Raw genomic sequence first — 21,596 nt, forward strand, 5'->3', positions numbered from 1 at the left:
AGGCGCGGCCTCAGGCGCGGACGAGCTTGCCCACGACGGCGAGCAGCTGCTCGGGCTTGAACGGCTTGGTGATCCAGCCGGTCGCCCCGGCCGCCTTCGCCTGCTGCTTGATCGCCTCGTCGGATTCCGTGCTCAGGAAGAGGATCGGCACGCCGGTGCAGCTCGGCAGCGTCCGCAGCTGCTTGATCATCTCCAGCCCGTTCATCACCGGCATGTTGAGATCGGTGATGACGAGGTTGACGCTCTCGCTCCTGGCCTTCGCGAGGCCTTCGGCGCCGTCGCCGGCCTCGATCACCGTGTGGCCGGCCGGGCCGAGCACCACCTTGATCATCTGCCGGATGCTGGGCGAATCGTCGACGGCGAGGACAGTGGCCATGACACGGATTCCGTTCTTGTGCCTGACGCGCGCCTAGAGGAGCGGCGCGCTGGGGTGTTCGATCGCGGCGCGCCGGAACGCGCTCTCGACCGCCGGGGGGACGTTGACCAGCGCGATCCCGGCGGCCCGACCCCGCGCCGTCCGGTCGGCCGCGAGCACGATCTGGACGAAGGTGACGTCCGCGCGCTCGACCGCCGCGCAGTCGAGGGTGAGGCGCGCCCCGCCGGCGAGCGCCGCCGCCAGCGTGTCCTGCAGCGCCCGGACGGTCCGGATGGTGCAGTCGGGACCGAGCGTGAGGACGGGAGCCTCGGACATGCGGGTTCGTGACCTCGACGACGGACGTGCGGGGCGACGCGCCGCCGCGCCCGAGTCAACACCGCGGCGGGTAAATTCTTCCTGAAGGTTCGGCCAATCGCGGACGGCCGACGCGGCCGCAGACGCAGCACAGGACGGAGGTCTGCCCGGCCTCGGACAGTGTTGATTGGCTAATACTGTGATCTGTGCCGGCCGTTGCGGCCATCGGCCGGGCGATAACGCTTTCTTCAACGGCGTTCCTTAGCCTCGGTCGGGTGCCGACCGTGGGATTGTTGCATGACCCGCGCGCGTCGGACGACGCCGAGAGACCCGCCCGCCGATGGCCTTCCAAGTCGCCCACGACATCCTCAGGCAGGTCCCGGCCCGGATCCGCCGGCCCGGGATGCGGCCCGAGGTGGGGTTTGATGACCGGCGCGGATCGGGCGCGGCGATCCCGGCCGCCCCGCTCCCGGAGGCGGCCGCGTCGTCCAGCGAGCCCGCGCCGCCGCCCGCCGCGATCGTGGCCGACCCGGCGCCCGCCGCGCAGGCGGCCGACCTGCTCCAGGCCTGGCTCGGCCTCTCGGCGCAGCAGCGGACGCTGCTCGACGCCCTCGTCGCCGAGCTCGGGATCGTCTCCACCGACGTGGAGGCCAACGTCCACGGCCTGTCCAACCGCTTCCAGAGCATCGCCGCCACGACCTGCGAGCAGTCGGAGATCGTCCGGGGGCTCGTCGCCTCGGTCCAGACCGTCCGGATCGACGACCGGACCCTGCAGCTCGGCGACGTCGCCGCCGGTCTCGGCGAGACGCTCACCGCCCTGATCGAGCGGATCACCCTGATGTCGTCCCGCGGGTCGACCCTCGCGCAGGGTCTGGCCGGGGTGCTCGAGGGCCTGTCGTCGGTCGAGGGGAGCGTCGCGCAGATCGAGCGGATCAACCGCCAGACCAACCTCCTCGCCCTGAACGCCAAGATCGAGGCGGCCCGGGCCGGCGCCAGCGGCGCGGCCTTCGCGGTGGTCGCCGACGAGGTGCGCGGCCTCGCCACGACGATCAACGCCCTGTCGGACGTGATCAAGCAGCAGATCGGCACCATGGCGGCCGGCCTGCGCGGCAGCCATGCCCTGCTGGGCGACATCGCGGCGATCGACATGTCCGAGGAGAGCCGGACCGCCGAGACGCGCGTCCGCATGGTGATGCGGGCGCTGGTCGAGCAGAACGCGCAGGTCGCGGGCATCCTGCAGCAGACCGCCGAGACCACGCAGGCCATCACGCAGGACGTGTCGGCGGCGATCGTGGCGATGCAGTTCCAGGACCGGGCCAAGCAGCGCATCCAGAACGTCGAGGGCCTGCTGCGCTCGGCCGGCGCGGAGCTCGGGCGGCTCGCCGACCACAGCGCGGACCGCGTCGCGGCGCCGGAGGCCGCGGCCGATCCGGCCTGGATCGCGGCGGCGATCGCCGGCTGCACCCTGGGGGAGGTTCGCGCGCGCCTGACCGAGCGCCTGCTCGGGGGGGCTCCGGCCTCCGAGACGCCGGCCGCCGACGCCGCCGACGATCTGGACGGCATCGACCTGTTCTGAGCGCGCCGGCGCGCGCCGAGGGCAGCCCGTTCGGGCCCGGTCGGCGGTCGCGCCGCGGCCGGGCCTTCCCGCGCCGGACCGGCCGCGACCGGCCCCGTTCCCGGTTCCAGTCCCACCGCGATCCGCGCGCCGCCCGCAGGGACCTGCCGCGGCCCGCATCCGCGCGGCTGCGCGCCGGTGGGCGTCGATGTTCGTCCACGCCCGTCCACGTCCGTTCACGTCCGACCGAGTCCATCGATGTTCGTCGACGCGCGTCGACGCGCCGTGATGGCCGGAGCCGTGCCGCACCGCGCGCCCGAGATCCTGTGATCCGCGTGTCACACGATCGCAGTATCCGATAATCAAGCTCTTCGAACCCGATGTGGATATACTTCTCGTTCAGGACTCAAATCTGTTCGTTAACCGAAAATTTCTGGTCCGATTATATACAACCCACGAAGTCAGGCGGTGGCTTCGCGTCGTGTCCCGTCACCGCGCGGTCGCCGCGCGCCGGGGCAGTCTGTTCGACTGCCTGATCGCGAAGGACGCGGCCGGTCTCCGGTATTGGCGCGTCCGTTCGCGCTCAGGATCGGGCGGTTGGTTCTGTATCTGCGTTCTGTGTCCGGGGGTCCGTTCGTCCCATGACTGCTCTCGATCCCGCGGAGATCTTCCGCGCCGAGGCCGCCGAGCTGCTCGCCCGCCTGGAGACGACGCTGCTCGACCTCGGCGACCGGCCCGAGGACCGGGCCCTGATCGACACGGCCTTCCGGGCCCTGCACACCATCAAGGGCTCGGGCGCCATGTTCGGCTTCGAGCAGGTCGCCGCCTTCACCCACGATTTCGAGACCGCCTTCGACCGCGTCCGGCGCGGCGAGGTCCCGGTCGGCCGCGACCTCGTCAACGTCTCCCTCTCGGCCAAGGACTACATCCGCGGCCTCATCGAGGAGCCCGAGGCGAGCGCCCCGATCATCGGCGAGGCCATCCTGGCCGAACTCGAGCAGCTGCTCGGAGCCGCGTCCTGCCCGGCCGCCCCGTACGCGCTCCTCCCGGAGCCGGCCGCCGAGCCGGCTGCGGCGGGGGAGGGCGGCTGGCAGATCGGCATCGCGTTCGCGCCCGAGATCCTCCGCAACGGGACCAATCCCCTGGCGCTCCTCGACGAGCTGCGCGACCTCGGCGCCTGCACGATCGTGCCGCGCCTCGACGCGCTGCCCGAGCTGCCGGCCCTCGACCCCGAGAGCCTCGCCATCGGCTGGGACGTCACGCTGCGCGCGGCCGTGCCCCGCGAGGCGATCGAGGACGTCTTCCTGTTCGTCCGGGACGAGATGACCCTGACGCTCGTCCCGGTCTCGGCCGCGCCACCGGACGCCGCGCCCGAGCCGGCCGAGGCCGCACCGCCGCCGTCGGGGCCGCCGGCGGGGCTGCCGTCCGGCGCAGCTCCGGCCGCCGGTCTCGCCGCCCGCGCGTCCGGCGAGACCGGACCGGCCGGGCCGGGGGCGGTCGAGCCCGCGGCCCGGGCCGCCGAGCGCGTCCCGGCCCGGCGGGCCGAGGAGCGGCCGGCCAGCAGCGTCCGGGTCGAGGCGGAGCGGCTCGACGAGCTGATGGACCGGGTCGGCGAGCTGGTCATCGCCCAGGCGCGGCTCAGCCAGCTCGCCGGCCTGCATGCCGATCCCGGCCTCAAGGCCATCGCCGAGGAGATCGAGCGCCTGTCCGCGCGGCTGCGCGACACCACGATGAGCATCCGCATGGTCGCCATCGGCGCCCTGTTCGGCCGCTTCCGCCGCCTCGTCCACGACCTCTCGCGCGATCTCGGCAAGCCGGTCGAGTTCGTCACCGCCGGCGAGGAGACCGAGCTCGACAAGACCGTGATCGAGCGCCTGGCCGACCCGCTCGTCCACCTGATCCGCAACGCGATCGACCACGGCATCGAGGCGCCTGAGCGCCGCGCGGCCGGCGGCAAGGCTGCCACCGGGCGGATCACGCTCACCGCCGAGCATGTCGGCGCGCAGGTGCTGGTGAGCGTGCGCGACGACGGCGCCGGGCTCGACGCGGCCCGCATCCGCGCCAAGGCCGAGGAGAAGGGCCTGTGCGCGCCGGGCGCGGTGCTCACCGACCAGCAGATCTACCAGTTCCTGTTCGCGCCGGGCTTCTCGACCGCGCAGGAGATCTCGGCCCTGTCGGGGCGCGGGGTCGGCATGGACGTCGTCAAGAAGACGATCGAGAGCCTGCGCGGCACGATCGACATCGCGACCGAGCCGGGCGGCGGCACCTGCGTGGCGCTGCGCCTGCCGCTGACGCTGGCGATCATCGAGGGGCTGCTGATCCGGGTGGGGGAGGGACGCTACGTCATCCCGCTGGCCGCGGTGGAGGAATGCGTCGAGCTGCCCGCCAGCGAGCGCGGCGGCCGCGGGCGGGACTTCCTCAACATCCGCGGCGCGCTGGTGCCGTTCCTGCGGCTGCGCAGCCTGTTCGGGGCCGCGGGCGAGCCGGACCCGCACCAGAAGGTGATCGTGGTGGCCGCCGGTGAGGCGCGGGTCGGCCTGGTGGCGGACCAGATCATCGGCAACCACCAGACCGTCATCAAGTCGCTGTCGAAGCTGCACGCGGACGTGGCGACCTTCTCCGGGGCGACGATCCTGGGTGACGGCACGGCCGCGCTGATCATCGATGTCGGCCGCCTCGTGAGCGGCGGGCGCGCCGAGGGCGTGCGCGAGTACCAGGAGGTGGCGTGATGAGCGGCGGCGTGGCGCGCGGAGTCGTCGAGCCCGGCCCGCAGGCGGCCGCCGACGGCGGCCAGCGGGACGGTCGGCAGGGCGGCCAGCAGGTGGTGATGTTCCGGATCGGCTCGGAGAGCTTCGCGCTGGAGGCCGGGATGGTGCGCGAGATCATCGATCCGATCCCGGCGACGCGGGTGGCGGGGGCGCGCCCGCATATCGATCGGATCGTGAACGTGCGCGGCAACGTCGTGCCTCTGGCCGACATCCGCGAGCGGTTCGGGATGCCGGCGGCGTCGGCGAGCCCGGACACGCGCTTCCTCGTCCTGGAGGTGCCGGTAGCGGGCGACCCCGTGGTCGTCGCGCTGGTGGCCGACAAGGTGTTCGCGGTCACGGAGGTCGATCCGGCGCAGTGCGAGGCGGTGCCGCCCGTCGGCACGACCTGGCGCCCGGAATACATCCGCTCGATCGTCAAGGCGGGGGACGAATTCATCATCGTCCCCGAGCTCGAGCAGATCCTCGACTGAAGTCTTTCCGAAATATTTCCGAAGTCCTGTCGGAATCTCGTGTTTGCGTAGGGGTAAAGGGCGATGCGTTTCTCGATCAAGGCCAAGCTCGGGGTCGGCTTCGGCGCGATCCTCGTTCTCCTGGGGACGGCCAGCGGGGTCGGCTACCAGAGGCTCACGGCCGCCGACGCGACGATGAAGTACGTCCTGAGCCGCGCCGAGATCCAGAAGCAGGTTCTCGAGGGCAAGGCGCACGCCATCCGCAGCGCGTTCAACGTCCGCGGAGCCCTGATCAGCCCGGACGAGGCGCAGATGACGGAGTTCGCCAAGCGCTCGGCGACCAACCACGGTGACGCCATGGCGTCGCTGGCCAAGGTGAAGCCCCTGCTCATGACCGACGAGGGCAAGCGGCTCTACGAGGACCTGTCGGCCAAGTACGAGAAGCAGAACGCGCTGGGGAACCGGGCTCTGGAGCTGACCCGCGACAATTCCAACGGGAAGACCTGGGCCGAGATCAATGCGGCGGGTCGCCCGGCGCTGGCCGCTCTGCGCACGGACCTCGACGCCCTGATCAACACGGCGACCGACGCCCAGAGCCCCGCCGGAGAGCGGCTCGCCCGGGTCGCCGCGGTGTTCAAGAGCCGGGTCGAGCGGGCCTGGGGGCAGCTGACCTCGGCCACCGGGACCACGAGCGTCGACGCGCTCCAGCAGCGCGTGGCCCTCGCCAAGCAGTCGCGCGAGGAGATCAACCGGTCGGTGGACGAGCTCGCGGCGGCGTCCCAGGCGGCGGGAATCGCCGCGACGGCCGTCCGCGAGCGGTTCGGGACCTGGGCGTCCTCCTTCCAGCGGGCGCTCGCCCTCGTCGAGATCGGCAGCTCGGTGAAGGCGGCAGAAGTCGCCTCGGGCGAGTACGCGACGGTGAGCACGACCGCGATCAACGCGTTCGAGGCGCTGGCGGATCGGCAGAAGCGGTTCATGGACGACGCCGCGGCCCAGGCCAACGCGGAATCCGCCCAGGGTCAGACGATCCTGCTGAGCGTGGCGGCGGCCGCGCTCCTCATGGGCCTCGGCATCGCGACCTGGCTCGCTCTCTCGATCTCCCGCGGCCTCGGCCGTGCCGTCTCGCTCGCCGACGCGGTGTCGATGGGCGACCTGAGCCAGACCGCGACGGTCACGACCAACGACGAGCTCGGCGACCTCGTCGGCGCCATGGGCCGCATGACCGAGAACCTGAACGCGACCGCGGCGCTCGCCAACGCGATCGCCCAGGGCGACCTCACCGTGGAGGCCCGGCCGCTCTCCGACAAGGACACGATGGGCCTCGCCCTGCAGACCATGCTGACGAAGCTGCGCACCGTCGTGGCCGAGGCGACCGCGGCGGCCGGCAACGTCTCGGCGGGGTCCCAGGAACTCTCGGCCTCGGCCGAGCAGCTGTCGCAGGGTTCGACCGAGCAGGCCTCGTCGACCGAGGAAGCCTCGGCCTCCATGGAGGAGATGGCCGCCAACGTGAAGCAGAACGCCGAGAACGCCAGCCAGACCGAGACGATCGCCCGGCAATCGGCCCAGGACGCCGAGGCGAGCGGCATCGCCGTCGGCCGCGCCGTCGAGGCCATGCAGACCATCGCCCAGAAGATCACCATCGTGCAGGAGATCGCCCGCCAGACCGACCTGCTGGCGCTCAACGCCGCCGTGGAGGCGGCCCGGGCCGGTGAGCACGGTCGCGGGTTCGCGGTGGTCGCCAGCGAGGTGCGCAAGCTCGCCGAGCGCAGCCAGGCGGCCGCCGCCGAGATCGGCACGCTCTCGTCCGACACCGTCAAGGCCGCCCAGCAGGCCGGAGACATGCTCGGCAAGCTCGTGCCCGACATCAAGAAGACCGCCAGCCTGGTCGAGGAGATCACCGCCGCCTGCCGCGAGCAGGATGTCGGCTCGGGCCAGATCAACCAGGCGATCCAGCAGCTCGACAAGGTGACCCAGCAGAACGCCAGCGCCTCCGAGCAGGTCTCGGCCACCTCCGAGGAGCTGGCCACCCAGGCCGAGAAGCTGCAGGCGACGATCGCCTACTTCCGGATCACCGAGGCGGCCGCGCCGGTGGCCGGTGTCGACCAGGCGGTGACGCGGCTGCGCGCGACCGCGGCGCGGATGGGCACGCCCTCGGCGGCGATCCGCTCCCCGAGCCCGAAGCGGGCGGGCGCGCGCGGCCCGGCCGGGGGCGGCGGCTTCGCCCTCGACATGGGCGAGGGCGACGCGCAGGACGCCGCCTTCACCCGGGTCGCCTGACACCTCGCCCGAGGCCCGGATCCGCGCGGTGCTCGTGCCCGCGCGGATCCCGCCGCCGTCGTCAGCCGTCGTCGCGAGCCGCCGCCGCGCGCCGCGATCCAGCCGGAGACCCTGCATGTCCAGTGTGTGGCAGTACCTGACCCTCGGCCTCGGGGCCGAGACCTTCGGGATCGACGTCGAGCACGTCCACGAGATCCTCGACTACCGGGTCCCGGCCGCGCTGCCGCAGGCGCCGGCCTTCCTGCTCGGCATGATCGACGTGCGCGGGCAGAGCTACCCGGTGGTGGACCTGCGGACCAAGCTCGGCCTGCCGCCGGTGGCGCGCACGCCGGCCACCCGGATCATCCTGCTCAACGTGCCGATGCCCGGCCGGGCGCTGCGGGTCGGGTTCGTGGCCGACCGGGTGATCGAGGTGACCGAGCTCGACCGGGCCGAGATGGAGGCGGCGCCCGAGGTCGGCGGGCGCTGGAACGCCCGCTACATCGCGGGGATCGGCCGCCGGGGCGAGGCCTTCGTGGTGGTGTTCGACCTCGTCGCGCTCATGGACGGCGACGGCCCGGCCCTGGTCGCGACCCCGCAGGCCGCCTGAGGGATCCGACACCATGGAGGCCGATCCGGGTCACCTGAGCGACCGGCACTTCCGCTCGGTCGCCGACCTCGTCCAGCAGCATGCCGGCATCCAGCTCCCGCCGGCCAAGCGCACCATGGTCGAGGGGCGGCTGCGCAAGCGCATGCGCGCCCTCGATCTCCCGACCCTGGAGGCCTACGGCCGCCACCTGTTCGAGGCCGGCCACCTCGCGGACGAGTTCCCGCACCTCGTCGACTGCGTGACGACGAACAAGACCGACTTCTTCCGCGAGCCCGCGCATTTCGACCTGCTGCGTGAGACGATCGTGCCGCGGCTGGCGGCGCGGGGCGACCGGCCGCTGCTCAAGGTCTGGAGCGCGGCGGCCTCGACCGGTGCCGAGGCCTACACGCTGGCGATGGTCCTGCACGACATGGCCGCCGACCGGTTCCGCTACGCCATCCTCGGGACCGACATCTCCTCGGAGGTGCTCGACCGTGCCCGGACGGCGATCTACCCGGCCGAGATGCTCGACGCCGTGCCGGCGGACCTGCGCCGCCGCTACGTGATGGTCGCGCGCGATCCGGCCCGGCGCGAGGGGCGGATCGTGCCGGAGCTGCGCGCCCGGGTGCGGTTCCAGCGGCTCAACCTGATGGACGAGACCTACCCGATCGACCGGGACGTCGACCTCATCTTCTGCCGCAACGTGCTGATCTACTTCGACAAGCCGACCCAGAAGGCGGTGGTCGCGCGCCTGGCCGGGCACCTGCGCCCCGGCGGCTACCTGATCGTCGGCCATTCCGAATCCATGGCGGGCGTCGGCGTGGCCGGCCTCGACCAGATCTCCTCGACCGTCTTCGGCAAGCTGCGGGATTCCGGCCGGTGAGCGCGTCCAGACCGATCCGCGTCCTGATCGTCGACGACTCGGCCTCCGTCCGCCAGACGCTGTGCAGCATCCTGGGGACGGCGCCCGACATCGAGATCCTGGGCACCGCCGCCGATCCGTTCATCGCGGCGCGCCGCATCCAGGAGGAGATCCCGGACGTCATCATCCTCGATCTCGAGATGCCGCGCATGGACGGCCTGACGTTCCTGCGCAAGATCATGGCGCAGAAGCCGCTCCCGGTGATCGTCTGCTCGACCCTGACCGAGGCCGGGTCCCGGATCCTGTTCGAGGTGCTGGAGGCGGGCGCCGTCGACGTGCTGCCGAAACCGCGCGTTGACACCCGCCAGTTCCTGCTCGAATCCACGGTCCGGGTCTGCGACGCGGTCCGGGCCGCCGCCCGGGCCAAGCTGCGCGGGAGCCGGCCGTCCCGGCCGCTGGTGGAGGCGAAGCTCTCGGCCGACGTCGTCCTGCCGCCGCCCGTGCCCGGGCGCGTCGTGGCCGGGACCGACCGGATCGTCTGCATCGGCGCGTCGACGGGCGGCACGGAGGCGCTGCGCGACGTGCTCGAGGTGCTGCCCGCCGAGTCCCCCGGTCTCGTCATCGTGCAGCACATGCCGGAGCACTTCACGGCGGCGTTCGCCAAGCGCCTGAACGGCCTCTGCGCGATCGCCGTCAAGGAGGCGGAGGACGGCGATCCCGTGGTGCGCGGTCGCGCCCTGATCGCCCCGGGCGGGCGGCACCTCATGGTCGAGCGCCGGGGCGGCAGCTACGCGGTGTCGGTGAAGGACGGTCCCCTCGTCGCGCGCCACCGACCGTCGGTCGACGTCCTGTTCCGGTCGGCCGCCCGGGCCGCGGCCGCGAACGCGCTCGGCATCCTGCTGACCGGCATGGGCGACGACGGCGCCAACGGCCTGCTGGAGATGCGTCGCGCCGGGGCGCAGACGGTCGCCCAGGACGAGGCGAGCTGCGTCGTGTTCGGGATGCCCAAGGAGGCGATCGACCGCGGTGCGGCCGCCAAGATCCTGCCGCTGGAGCAGATGCACCTGGAGATCCGGCGCTTCGGCCTGCCCGCGGCGCGCTGAAGCCGCGCCGAGGGCCGGTGCCGGCTCAAGAGTGGTCGCGTTGCCCGGCCAGCGCGTCGGCCACCGCCCGGCGCCCTCGCGTGCGGCTGGACGGCTGGTCCGCTGCGCGCCGCGTCCGGCCCGTACCCGTCTTCACCGACCGGCCTCGAGGAAGCTTCTTGCTTCCGCCGCGCCGCGCGCTGCGCTGCGTGATCTGTTCAGGGTGGGGACCCTGTTCCTGCGTCCCGGAATCCAGCAGGTGCTGAACACCGGGCGGATGCTCGGGCACGCGGAACAGGCGGGCCAGCCCGTCGGCGACGCCCCGGAGAACGGCATCGGCCTGCTCGTGATCGTCCTGGCCCTGTACGACGATGAAACTCATCTGCGCACCCGGATGGTTCGTTCAGGTCCTCAACTCGACACGCTGCGAAGGGTTGCCTGGGCCTGTCGGAAGTCATCCGACGATCATGCGAATCCACACGTCATGAACGTCATGTAATCAACTGGTGGTCGTATCTCGGTGAATAATGAATGATTGTGCCCGGTGGTGACGGCGACTCGCCACGATTCCCGGAGTCTTGCTCAACGCACGGTCGGATCGCGTTCGGGGCGATACCGGGCAGAGTTGTGCTGGTGCGCCACGGCACGCGCTGCGCAGCGCGACGGTAGTTCAGTGACCGGTCAGGGCCGATCCGGCCGGCCGGCTCACGCGGCGTAGCGGTCGAGGGCCAGATCGTCGCTCGCGATCTCCGGCGCCCGTCCGGACACGAGGTCGGCGAGCAGGCGGCCCGATCCGCAGGCCATCGTCCAGCCCAGCGTGCCGTGACCGGTGTTGGTGAACAGGTTCCCGACCCGCGTGCCCCCGACGATCGGCGTGCCGTCCGGCGTCATCGGCCGCAGGCCGGTCCAGAACGCGGCTCGGTCGAGGTCGCCGCCGGCCGGGAACAGGTCCTGCACCGAGCGCGCGAGGGTCTCGCGGCGCGGCAGGCGCAGGGCGCTGCTGAACCCGGCGAGCTCGGCGGTGCCGCCGACGCGGATGCGGTCGCCGAGCCGGGTGATCGCGACCTTGTAGGTCTCGTCCATCACCGTCGAGACCGGCGCGGCCGCCGCGTCGGTGATCGGCAGCGTCAGGGAATAGCCCTTCACCGGGTAGACCGGCAGGGCGATCCCGAGGGGGCGCAGCAGGGCCGGCGTGTAGCTGCCCAGCGCCGCCACGTAGGCATCCGCCCGCAGGAGGTCGCCGTCGGCGGTCTCGACCGCCGTCACCCGGTCCCCGGCGTGATGCAGGCGCGCGATCGCCGTGCGGTAGCGGAAGGTGACGCCGAGGCCCTCGCAGATCGCGGCGAGGCGCTGCGTGAACAGGTGCGCGTCGCCGGTCTCGTCGCCCGGCAGCCGCAGGCCGCCGACGAAGACGTCGCGCACGGCGGCGAGCGCCGGCTCGGCACTGACGCAGCCGGCCGGGTCCAGCACCGTGTAGGGCACGCCGTAGGCATCGAGGACGCGGGTGTCGTCGCCGACATGGTCGAGCTGCTTCTGCGTCCGGAAGAGCTGGAGCGTGCCCTTCTCCCGGTGGTCGTAGGCGATGCCGGTCTCGGTGCGCAGGTCGCGCAGCGCGTCGCGGCTGTACTCGGCGAGTCGGACCATGCGGCCCTTGTTCCGCTGGTAGGCCTCCTCGGTGCAGTTCGCGAGCATGCGCGTGAGCCACGCGTAGAGGCGGGGCTCGAGCCGCGGCCACAGCACCAGGGGGCGGTGCCGCATCATCAGCCACTTGAGCGCCTTCACGGGGATCCCGGGCGCCGCCCAGGGGGCCGAGTAGCCGGGCGAGACCTGCCCGGCATTGGCGAAGCTGGTCTCCAGGCCGGAGCCCGGCTGGCGCTCCAGCACGGTGACCTGATGGCCGGCCCGGGCGAGGTAGTAGGCCGAGGTGACGCCGACGACGCCGCCGCCGAGGATGAGGACGTGCATGGCGGGCCTCAGGCTCCGAGATAGATGCGGTGGAAGCGGTGGCCGAGGCTGGTCAGGACCTCGTAGCCGATCGTGCCGGCCGCCGCGGCGACGGCGTCGACGTCGCGCTCCGGCCCGACGATGTCGACGAGCGCCCCCGGCCCGAGGGTGCCGGGCGCCACGTCGGTGACGTCGAGGACGAGGCTGTCCATCGAGACGCGCCCGATCACAGGCAGCCGGACACCGCCGAACCACGCCGCGCCGCCCGCCGTGCTGCGGAAGAACCCGTCCGCGTAGCCGATCGCGACCGTGGCGAGGCGGCTGTCCCGGGCGACCGTGGCCGCGTGGCCGTAGCCGACCGGCGTCCCCGCCGGGACGCCGCGCGTCTGCATCACGCGGGCCCGCAGGCCGATCACCGGCCGCATCGGGTTCGGAGCGCCCTCCTGCGGGGCGATCCCGTAGAGGGCGGCGCCGGGGCGCACGAGGTCGAAGTGGAGGTCCGGACCGAGGAAGATCCCCGACGAGGCCGCGAGGCTCGCCGGCACCGTCGGCAGGCGCCGCCGGACCGCCTGGAAGGCGGACAGCTGCGCCGCGTTGACCGGGCTGTCGGGCTCGCCCGCGCAGGCGAGGTGGCTCATCACCAGCCGCAGGTCGAGGCCGGCGAGGGCGTTTGGCCGGTCGAGGAGCGCGCCGACCTCGTCCGGGGCGAGGCCGAAGCGGGCCATGCCGGTATCGACCTGGAGGATCGCCGGCAGGCGCCGCGCGCGCCGCCGGGCCAGGCCCTGCCAGCCGCCGAGCTGGGACAGGTCGTTGAGGACGGGCACGAGGTCGTGGTCCGCGCAGGTCGCCTCGCTGCCCGGGGCGGCGCCGTTGAGCACGGCGATCGCCGCCCCGGGCCCGAGGATGGACCGGAGGGCGACGCCCTCGCCGACCTGGGCGACGAAGAAGTGCCGGCAGCCCGCGGCGGCCAGGACCGGCGCGACCCGGTCGGCGCCGAGGCCGTAGGCGTCCGCCTTGACGACGGCCGCGCAGGCGGCCGTCCCGGCTCGCGCGGCGAGCAGGCGGTAATTCTCCGCGATGGCCGCGAGATCGATCGTGAGGAGGGCGGAGGCTGTCCCGGCCGGGCCCGCATCGGGCCGGAGCTCGCGGTCGATCATGCTCATGGCGGCCCTCGGAGCGGCGCTCGGATGCAGTGCCAAAAGGCTACACGAAGGATCGTCGGACGAGCGTGCATCCTGTCGAAGAGATTTGAATTTCGAGCTTGGCCGTGGAAATATCTGCGGCCAGTTCGAAGATCCTGCGAGGCGCGCGTGGACGCGATCGACCGCCGCATCATCCAGGCCCTGCGCGGCGACGGCCGGATCAGCAACGCGGATCTCGCCGCGGCGGTCGGCCTGTCGGCGTCCGCCTGCCATCGCCGCGTGCGGCTGCTGGAGGAATCCGGAATCATCCGGGGCTACACCGCGCTGATCGGCGGCGCGGTCGACGGGCCGGGCCTCGTGGTTCTCACGCAGTTCACCCTGGACCGCCAGACCGAGGACTATCTCAACCGGTTCGAGGCGGCCGTCCGGCGCTGTCCCGAGGTGCAGGACTGCTATCTGATGACCGGGACGGCCGATTACCTCGTGAAGCTCAAGGTGATCGACGCGGCCGACTACGAGCGGCTGCACAAGGATGTCCTGTCGCGGCTGCCGGGGGTCGCCCGGCTGCAATCGAGCTTCGCGATCCGGACCGTCGTGGCCGCCGGCCGGCCGCTCTGAAGGAAGCCCCGCCATGACGCCGAGCACCGAACCGCGCTGGGACGCCCCCTGCGACCTGCGCCTCCACGACGCCGCGCTCGCCGAGGGAAGCCGGGCGACGATCGACATCCGGGGCGGCCGCGTGGCGGCGCTGCGGGATCCCGGCGCGCCGCTCCCGCCCGCCGGCCGCACGATCGATCTCGGCGGTGCCCTGGTGCTGCCGGGCCTGTCGGACGGGCACGTCCACCTCGACAAGTGCCTGCTCGGCCTGCCGTGGCGCCCGCACGCGGCGGCGGGGTCCGTCCGCGCGATCATCGACGACGAGAAGGCGTTCCGCCGCGCCACGCGGATCCCGCTCGCCGAGCAGGGCGCCGAGGCGCTGCTCGAACGCATGCTCCGCGGCGGCACGACGAGCCTGCGGACCCATGTCGACGTCGACGACGTCACGCGGCTCGACCACCTCGCCCAGATCCTCGACCTGCGGGCGCGCTGGGCCGACCGCCTGCAGATCCAGATCGTCGCCTTCCCGCAGAGCGGGATCCTGGGCTGCCCGCCGGTCGCCGACGACCTGGACGCGGCCCTGCGGATGGGCGCGGACCTCGTCGGCGGCCTCGACCCCGTCGGCATCGACGGAGACCGCGACGGTCACCTGGACATCGTCTTCGCCCTGGCCGAGCGGCACGGGCGGGGCATCGACATCCATCTCCACGAGGGCGGCGCGGCCGGACTCGCCACGATCGCGGCGATCGCGGCCCGGACAGCGGCGGCCGGGCTCGGCGGGCAGGTCACGATCAGCCACGCCTTCGCCCTCGCGGAGGCCGACGACCTGGAACTCGGCCGGATCGCCGAGGCCCTGAACCGGGCCGGCGTCGCGATCCTCAGCAGCGTGCCGGGCGGGGCCCGATGCCCGCCGATCCCGCGGCTGCGCGCGCTCGGCGTCCCGGTCTGCCTCGGCACCGACAACGTCCGCGACTGCTGGAACCCCGCCACGGTCACCGGCATGGTCGCCCGCGCCCAGCTCGCCGCCTACCGGTTCGACCTGCGCACCGACGCGGACCTCGCGGCGTTGCTGGCGCCGATCACCGCCGTCCCGGCGCGGGTGCTGGGCCTCGGTCCGGGCGCGGTGGCGCCCGGCGCGCGGGCCGACCTGATCGCCTTCGCGGCCGGCGGCGTGCCGCAGGTGATCGTGGAGCGCCAGGAGCCCGTGCTGGTCGTGGCGCGGGGCGCCGTCGCGGTCGACCGGCGCGGCGCGGCCGCCGGGGACCCGCCGCCGTGAACGACCGCGCGCTCCGCTACCTGCTGGCCGTCGTGCGCGCGGGCTCGGTCCGGGCGGCCGCCGATGTCCTGAACGTCGCCGCCTCGGCGGTGAGCCGGCAGATCATCGAGCTGGAGGCGCAGGTCGGCGAGACCCTGCTCGAGCGCCTGCCCCGGGGCGTGGTCCCCACCGAGGCCGGCCGCCTCGTCGCCGAGCACGCGCAGCGGCAAGCCGACGAGGCGGCCCTGCTGGAGGACCAGCTGAAGCGCCTGCGCGGGGTGCAGCAGGGCACGGTCAGCCTGCGCTGCGGCGCCGGCTTCCTGATCGACCTCCTCGACAACGCCCTGGCCGGCTTCGCCCAGGACCATCCGGGCATCGCCTATCAGGTCGAGATCGGCACGACCGACGGGATCCTCGCGGCGATCGCCCGGGGGGACGCGGATATCGGCCTCGTCTACAACCCGCCCGCGCACCCGGACGTCCGCGGGATCGTCTCCGCCCGGCAGCCGCTCCTCGCCGTCCTGCCGATGGGGCATCCCCTCGCCGACGGGGCGGCCCCCGTCCCGCTGCGCAGCTTCGCCACCGAACCCGCCGCCCTCCTGCCCCCCGACCACGGGGTCCGGCAGCTGATCGGCCGCGTCGAGGCCGACGGCGGATTCCGGCTGGTGCCGCGGCTGGAGACGGCGTCCTTCGAGCTGCACCGCCGCTTCGTGATGGCCGCCATGGGCGTCGCGTTCCTGCCCCGCTTCGTGGTCGCGGCCGAGCTGCGCGACGGCCTCCTCGCGGCGGTTCCCCTGCGCGACGCCATCCTGTCGGAGGCGAGCGCCCACCTCGTCATCCGCGCGGGGCGGCGCCTGCCGGAGGGCGCGGCGCGGCTGCTCGGCTGGCTGGCCGACCACATGGTGGCGTTCCGGCCGCCGCCGGCGTGACGCGAGCGTGCGGATTTTCCGCACGCTTCGTGCAGAAATCGGTTGTTGTCGCAACACTCGTTTGCCGGAACTATCGTGCCGCTTCGTGAGGACGGATCGGCATGACCATCGCAACGGTAGGCGTCGTCGGGCTCGGCAACATGGGTCTGGGCATGGCCACGACCCTGGCCCGCAAGGGCTTCGCGGTCCTGGGCTACGACCTCAGTCCGGCCCGGCGCCCCGCCGCCGAGGCGGCCGGCGTCACCGTCCTCGACGCCCTCAACGACGTGCTCGGCCGGGCCGACGCCCTGGTGTTCTCGCTGCCGCTGGCGCGGGACGTGGAGGCGGTGGTCACCGCGGAGGGCGGGCTCCTGTCCCGGACCGACCGGAAGGTGGTGGTGATCGACACCTCGACCTCGGATCCCGGCACGACCCGCCGCCTCGCCGAGCGCCTTGCCGCGGCCGGTCACGCCCTCCTCGACGCCCCCGTGAGCGGTGGCCCGTCCGGCGCCGCCGAGGGCACCCTGACCATGATGATCGGCGGCGCCGAGGCGGATTACGAGCTGGCCCGGCCGGTCCTGGAGGCCATGTCGGCCCGCGCGCCGCATGTCGGGCCATCGGGCGCCGGCAACATCGTCAAGCTCGTCAACAACCTGCTGGTCGCGGCCCATCTCGTGACCACCGGCGAGGCCCTGCGCCTCTCCGAGGCGGCGGGCCTCTCGGCCGAGGAGGCCGTCAAGGTCGTCAACACCGCGACCGGCCGCAGCGCGATCAGCGAGGTCATGGTCCCGCGCTGGGTCCAGTCCGGCACCTTCGACAGCGGCTTCTCGGCCGGCCTGATGCGCAAGGACGTGCGCCTCGCCCTCGAACTCGCCGCCGAATGTGGGATCGACCTGCCGCTCTCCGCCGAGGTGAAGCGGATCTGGCAGGCGACGCAGGCCGCCATCCCCGACACGGCCGACTTCACCCGCATGGCCGATTACCGCGATCCCAAGGGAGCCCACTGATGTCCGGCACGCCGCACTCGCCCGCCGCCGACCGGGTCGCCGCCCTCCTGGCCGACCTGCTGCCGGGCGGCCGCATCGGCAGCGTCGTGGCCGGCGAGATCCTCGCCGGGACCGGCGCCGCCCTCGATCTCACCAACCCCGCCGACGGCGGCGTGCTCGCGACCTTCGCCGATGCCGGCCCGTCGGTCGTCGAGGCCGCCATGGCGGCGGCAAGCGACGCCCAGCGCGCGTGGTGGGGGATGACCGCTGCCGCCCGCGGCCGCGCGCTCTGGGCGGTCGCCGCCCTGGTCCGGCAGCATGCCGGCGCGCTCGCCGAGCTGGAGACCCTCTCGGCCGGCAAGCCGATCCGCGACACCCGCGGCGAGGTCGCCAAGGTCGCCGAGATGTTCGAGTACTACGCCGGCTGGTGCGACAAGCTGCACGGCGACGTCATCCCGGTCCCGACCTCGCACCTGAACTACACCCGCCACGAGCCCTTCGGGACCGTGGTGCAGATCACCCCATGGAACGCCCCGATCTTCACCGCGGGCTGGCAGATCGCGCCGGCGATCTGCGCCGGCAACGCCGTGGTGCTGAAGCCCTCCGAGCTGACGCCCCTGACCTCGCTGGCGCTGGGCCTGCTCTGCGACCGCGCCGAGGGGATGCCCCGCGGCCTCGTCTCGGTCCTGGCGGGCGCCGGCCCGACCACCGGCGCCGCCGCGGTCGCCCATCCCGAGACGCGGCTGGTCGTGTTCGTCGGCTCGGCCGAGGCGGGCGCGCAGATCGCCGCCGCGGCGGCCCGCGCCATCGTGCCGAGCGTGCTGGAGCTCGGCGGCAAGTCGGCCAACATCGTGTTCGCCGACGCCGACCTCGACCGGGCGCTGATCGGCGCGCAGGCCGCGATCTTCGGCGGCGCCGGCCAGAGCTGCGTGGCGGGCTCCCGGCTCCTCGTGCACCGCTCGATCCACGCGTCCTTCGTCGAGCGCCTGTCCCGCGCCGCCGCGCGCATCCCGGTGGGCGCGCCGACCGACCCGGAGATGCAGATCGGCCCGATCAACAACCGGTGCCAGCGGGACAAGATCGCCGACATGGTCGAGGCCGCCGCGGGGGCGGGCGCTACGATCGCGACCGGCGGGGCCTGCCCCGCCGCCTTACGCGACACGGGCGGCTTCTACTACGGCCCGACCATCGTGGACGGGGTCGCGCCGGACGCGGCGATCGCCCGGGAGGAGGTGTTCGGCCCGGTCCTGGCGGTCCTGCCGTTCGACGGCGAGGACGAGGCGGTCGCACTCGCCAACGGCACGCCCTACGGCCTCGCCGGCGCGGTCTGGACCGGCGACGGCGGGCGCGGCCACCGGGTCGCGGCGGCGCTTCGGGCCGGCACCGTCTGGGTGAACGGCTACAAGACCATCAACGTGGCCTCGCCGTTCGGCGGCTTCGGCCGCTCGGGTTTCGGCCGCTCCTCCGGCCGCGAGGCGCTGATGGCCTACACCCAGACCAAGAGCGTCTGGGTCGAGACCGCCGCCGCGCCGGCCGTGACCTTCGGCTACGTGGGCTGAGCCCGACGCCACGGGCGCAATGACCGAGACGATCTAATGCCGAGCCGGCGATCAAGACCGGCAGGCGGAGCAACGGGCAGCCCCGAGGGGGGCCAAGGAGGATGACGATGGCGGGGGAACTGTTTGCGACGAACACGCGGCCGGTCGCGCCGCCCGTCTCGGGCGGAGGTAAGCTGACGCTGTTCCTGCTCGCCCTCGTCATCGTCGTCATCGCGGAGGCGATCGGCAACGTCAGCATCCCGGTGGGCGCCGGCAAGATCGTGCTGCTCCCGCTGCTGTGGGCCCTGCTGCTGGGCGGCGCGCTGGGGCTGATGAGCCCGCGCCTGCCCGGGCCGCTGCGGCTGTCGGGCGCCCTGCAGAACGCGGCCGGCGCCTACCTGCAGCCGGCGCTCCTGATCTTCATCGCCAAGCTCGGCCTGCTCGTGGGCGGCTCGCTGCCGAAGATCCTCGCCTCGGGCTGGGCCCTGGCCTTCCAGGAATTCGGCCACTTCTTCGGCACGATGGTGTTCGGCCTGCCGGTGGCGCTCCTGCTCGGCATCAAGCGCGAGGCGATCGGCGCGACCTTCTCGGTCGGCCGCGAGCCCAGCCTCGCCATCATCGGCGAGCGCTACGGCATGGACTCGCCGGAGGGGCGCGGCGTGCTGGCCGAGTACCTGACCGGCACGGTGTTCGGCGCGGTGTTCATCGCCCTGCTGGCCGGGTTGATCACCAGCCTCGGCATCTTCAACCCGCTGGCGCTGGCGATGGGGGCCGGGGTCGGCTCCGGCAGCATGATGGCCGCGGCCTCGGGGGCGATCGCGGCCCAGCAGACGCCCGAGGTCGCCAAGGACGTCGCCACCTTCGCGGCGGCCAGCAACCTCGTGACCACCACGATCGGCACGTACTTCACCCTGTTCCTGTCGCTGCCCTTCACGATCTGGGCCTACGGCAAGCTGGAGCCGATCCTCGGCCGCAACCGGCCGGACGCCGCCCGCCCGGCGGCCGCCGACCCGCAGGCGCCGGCCCATCAGCCGGCCCACGGGGAGGTGCGGATCGGCCTCGGCGAGACCGTGCTCGCCTGGATCCTGATCGGCGCCTACGGGCTCATCGGCAACTGGCTGACCTACGGAATCGTCCCCGACGCGAGCGTCGTGGCCGGGATGGCGATCATCATCGGCACCGTGCTCGCCGGCTGGGGCCTCTACCTGCTCCTCGGCCGGCGCCTACCCGCCGTCCTCTGGGTGTCGATCATCGGCATGGCGCTGACCTATCCCGGGACGCCCTACGCCGCCGAGATCGCCGCCCTGACCGGCAAGCTCAACTTCCTGGCGCTCGCCACGCCGATCCTGACCTTCGCGGGGCTCTCGGTCGCCAAGGACGTGCCCGCCTTCCGCCGCCTCGGCTGGCGGATCGTCGTGGTCTCGTTCATGGCCAATGCCGGGACCTTCCTCGGCGCGGCCCTCATCGCGCAGTTCTTCATGCACCCGCCGCTGGGGTGAACCGCCGCGCCGATCGGCGTAGGGTCCGGGCGGGGGATCGAGGCGCTTCGGCAGCCTCCCGTATCTGAGAGAGATCGCATGCGCATCGAGGCGGAGACCGTGGAGCGGATGGTCGCGTGGCGGCGCGACCTGCACGCCCATCCCGAGCTGGCCTTCCAGGAGGTCCGCACGGCGGATCTCGTCGCCCGGGAACTGGCCGCCTGCGGCCTGTCGGTGAAGACCGGGCTCGGGCGCACCGGCGTGGTCGGGACCCTGAGCCGGGGCGACGGCCCGACCATCGGCCTGCGCGCCGACATGGACGCCCTGCCGATCCAGGAGGCGACGGGCGCTGCTCACGCCTCCCGGACGCCCGGCGTGATGCATGCCTGCGGCCATGACGGCCACGTGGCGATGCTGCTCGGCGCGGCCCGGCACCTCGCGTCGCGCACCGACCTGTCCGGGACGGTCCACTTCATCTTCCAGCCGGCGGAGGAGTGCGAGGGCGGCGGGCGCGCCATGGTCGAGGACGGCCTGTTCCGGCTGTTCCCGTGCGATTCCGTCTACGGCCTGCACAACTGGCCGGGTTTGCCGCTGGGGACCTTCGCGACCCGGGTCGGCGCCATCATGGCCTCCCTCGACACGTTCGAGATCGCGGTCACCGGGTTCGGTACCCACGCGGCCATGCCGGAGCGCGGCACCGACACGCTGGTGGTCGCCTCCGAGATCGTCCTGGCCCTGCAGACCATCGTGAGCCGCCGGATCGCCCCCACGGACCCGGTCGTGCTCAGCGTCACGCAGATTCACGGCGGCGATGCTTACAACGTCATCCCCGAGCGCGCGGTCATCCGCGGCACGGTCCGCTGCCTGGACGAGGCCGTGCGCAAGCGCGTGGCCGAACTCGTCGAGGCGATCGCGGGCGGGACGGCCGCCACGCACGGCGCCCGCGCGGAGGTGGACTACCGGTTCGGCTACCCCGCCACCGTCAACACCGCCGACGCCGTCGGCACCGCCCTGGAGGCGGCCGGGGCCGTCCCGGACATCACCGCGCGCCGGGGCGAGGTCGGCCCCTCCATGGCGTCGGAGGATTTCGCCTACATGCTAGAGGCCTGCCCCGGCGCCTACGCGTGGATCGGGACCGACGGGACGCGCAAGAGCCTGCCGCTCCACAATCCGGGCTACGATTTCAACGACGAGGCCCTGCCGGTCGGCGCCGCCTACTGGGCCGCGCTGGGGGCGCACAGCCTCAGGCCGTGACGCGGCGCGCACCCTGAGAGATCGCCCGCGCCGGAGGCGCGGGCGATCCCGATGGCGGGCGTCAGGCCGCCATCGGCCCGTAACGCCGGTGACCCTTCACGTCGAAGCGGTCGAGCATCATGACCTTGTCCCAGGCCTTGACGAAGTCCGCCACGAAGCGCCGCTGGCCGTCGCTGCCCGCGTAGGCGTCGGCGATGGACCGGAGCTGCGCGTTCGAGCCGAAGACGAGGTCGCTGCGGGTCGCCTCGAACTTCGTCTGCCCG

The 21,596-nt window shown here is 73.1% G+C and carries 20 protein-coding genes; 14 read left to right on the forward strand and 6 right to left on the reverse strand.

Translation table 11 applies throughout. The annotated features are described in order from the left end of the window. Nucleotides 1-10: 10 nt before the first annotated feature. Both ASG32_RS19985 and ASG32_RS19990 read right to left on the reverse strand, forming a co-directional pair. The gene (locus tag ASG32_RS19985; protein ID WP_020091072.1) at nt 11-376 is read right to left on the reverse strand and encodes a response regulator; all 366 of its coding nucleotides are present in this window, start codon (nt 374-376) and stop codon (nt 11-13) included. Between the two features lie 33 nt (nt 377-409). Further along, complete coding sequence (locus ASG32_RS19990) at nt 410-691, reverse strand: STAS domain-containing protein (RefSeq protein ID WP_020091071.1); 282 nt, start codon at nt 689-691, stop codon at nt 410-412. Nucleotides 692-1,010: 319 nt separating this feature from the next. Here ASG32_RS19990 and ASG32_RS35650 point away from each other — a divergent pair, with 319 nt between their 5' ends. From ASG32_RS35650 to ASG32_RS20025, 7 genes are all read left to right on the forward strand, one after another. Next, entirely contained in the window at nt 1,011-2,246 is a 1,236-nt protein-coding gene (locus tag ASG32_RS35650; protein ID WP_056529854.1) for a methyl-accepting chemotaxis protein, read from the forward strand. Nucleotides 2,247-2,866: 620 nt separating this feature from the next. Further along, nucleotides 2,867-4,954, forward strand: coding sequence for a chemotaxis protein CheA (locus tag ASG32_RS20000; protein WP_056529858.1), 2,088 nt, complete (start codon nt 2,867-2,869; stop codon nt 4,952-4,954). A gap of 98 nt (nt 4,955-5,052) precedes the next feature. Continuing rightward, entirely contained in the window at nt 5,053-5,463 is a 411-nt protein-coding gene (locus tag ASG32_RS20005) for a chemotaxis protein CheW (protein ID WP_234082945.1), read from the forward strand. 63 nt (nt 5,464-5,526) lie between these two features. After that, nucleotides 5,527-7,719 (forward strand): methyl-accepting chemotaxis protein, encoded by a 2,193-nt coding sequence (locus tag ASG32_RS20010; protein ID WP_056529861.1) that lies wholly within the window; start codon nt 5,527-5,529, stop codon nt 7,717-7,719. Between the two features lie 115 nt (nt 7,720-7,834). Further along, nucleotides 7,835-8,308, forward strand: coding sequence for a chemotaxis protein CheW (locus ASG32_RS20015; RefSeq protein WP_026604606.1), 474 nt, complete (start codon nt 7,835-7,837; stop codon nt 8,306-8,308). Between the two features lie 13 nt (nt 8,309-8,321). Continuing rightward, nucleotides 8,322-9,170 carry a CheR family methyltransferase gene (locus ASG32_RS20020; RefSeq protein WP_056529863.1) on the forward strand — a complete coding sequence of 283 codons (849 nt, stop codon included), beginning with the start codon at nt 8,322-8,324 and terminating at the stop codon, nt 9,168-9,170. After that, a complete protein-coding gene (locus ASG32_RS20025; RefSeq protein ID WP_020091064.1) occupies nt 9,167-10,252 on the forward strand; it encodes a chemotaxis response regulator protein-glutamate methylesterase in 1,086 nt (361 codons plus the stop codon). Before ASG32_RS20020 ends, ASG32_RS20025 begins: the two co-directional genes overlap by 4 nt. Before the next feature lie 25 nt (nt 10,253-10,277). On the opposite strand, the gene ASG32_RS20030 is transcribed toward ASG32_RS20025, so the two are convergent. The 3 genes from ASG32_RS20030 to alr form a co-directional block, all read right to left on the reverse strand. Further along, complete coding sequence (locus ASG32_RS20030; RefSeq protein WP_056529865.1) at nt 10,278-10,613, reverse strand: hypothetical protein; 336 nt, start codon at nt 10,611-10,613, stop codon at nt 10,278-10,280. A gap of 323 nt (nt 10,614-10,936) precedes the next feature. Next, nucleotides 10,937-12,196 carry a D-amino acid dehydrogenase gene (locus ASG32_RS20035; RefSeq protein ID WP_056529868.1) on the reverse strand — a complete coding sequence of 420 codons (1,260 nt, stop codon included), beginning with the start codon at nt 12,194-12,196 and terminating at the stop codon, nt 10,937-10,939. An 8-nt stretch (nt 12,197-12,204) separates the two neighbouring features. Beyond that, a complete protein-coding gene (alr, locus tag ASG32_RS20040; protein ID WP_082557971.1) occupies nt 12,205-13,338 on the reverse strand; it encodes an alanine racemase in 1,134 nt (377 codons plus the stop codon). A gap of 147 nt (nt 13,339-13,485) precedes the next feature. On the opposite strand from alr, the gene ASG32_RS20045 reads away from it, so the two are divergent. The 7 genes from ASG32_RS20045 to ASG32_RS20075 all read left to right on the forward strand — a co-directional run bounded on the left by ASG32_RS20045 (nt 13,486) and on the right by ASG32_RS20075 (nt 21,333). Beyond that, a complete protein-coding gene (locus ASG32_RS20045; protein WP_020091060.1) occupies nt 13,486-13,935 on the forward strand; it encodes an Lrp/AsnC family transcriptional regulator in 450 nt (149 codons plus the stop codon). 13 nt (nt 13,936-13,948) lie between these two features. Then, a complete protein-coding gene (locus tag ASG32_RS20050) occupies nt 13,949-15,190 on the forward strand; it encodes an amidohydrolase (RefSeq protein ID WP_056529871.1) in 1,242 nt (413 codons plus the stop codon). Continuing rightward, nucleotides 15,187-16,098 carry a LysR family transcriptional regulator gene (locus tag ASG32_RS20055; protein WP_056529873.1) on the forward strand — a complete coding sequence of 304 codons (912 nt, stop codon included), beginning with the start codon at nt 15,187-15,189 and terminating at the stop codon, nt 16,096-16,098. The genes ASG32_RS20050 and ASG32_RS20055 overlap by 4 nt, the downstream gene beginning before the upstream one ends. A gap of 101 nt (nt 16,099-16,199) precedes the next feature. Next, nucleotides 16,200-17,084: an NAD(P)-dependent oxidoreductase gene (locus tag ASG32_RS20060; RefSeq protein WP_056529876.1), complete on the forward strand. Its 885-nt coding sequence runs from the start codon at nt 16,200-16,202 to the stop codon at nt 17,082-17,084. Beyond that, nucleotides 17,084-18,622, forward strand: a complete 1,539-nt coding sequence (locus ASG32_RS20065; protein ID WP_056529879.1) for an aldehyde dehydrogenase family protein — start codon at nt 17,084-17,086, stop codon at nt 18,620-18,622. The genes ASG32_RS20060 and ASG32_RS20065 overlap by 1 nt, the downstream gene beginning before the upstream one ends. Before the next feature lie 107 nt (nt 18,623-18,729). Then, nucleotides 18,730-20,100 carry a DUF3100 domain-containing protein gene (locus ASG32_RS20070; protein ID WP_244492075.1) on the forward strand — a complete coding sequence of 457 codons (1,371 nt, stop codon included), beginning with the start codon at nt 18,730-18,732 and terminating at the stop codon, nt 20,098-20,100. A 78-nt stretch (nt 20,101-20,178) separates the two neighbouring features. Then, entirely contained in the window at nt 20,179-21,333 is a 1,155-nt protein-coding gene (locus tag ASG32_RS20075) for a M20 aminoacylase family protein (protein ID WP_056529885.1), read from the forward strand. Nucleotides 21,334-21,394: 61 nt separating this feature from the next. Here the strand turns inward: ASG32_RS20075 and ASG32_RS20080 are convergent. Next, a partial coding sequence (locus tag ASG32_RS20080; RefSeq protein WP_082557972.1) for a hypothetical protein occupies nt 21,395-21,596 on the reverse strand: 202 nt, incomplete at its 5' end.

Origin of the sequence: Methylobacterium sp. Leaf361 (assembly GCF_001424445.1) — a bacterium.
GTDB lineage: Bacteria > Pseudomonadota > Alphaproteobacteria > Rhizobiales > Beijerinckiaceae > Methylobacterium.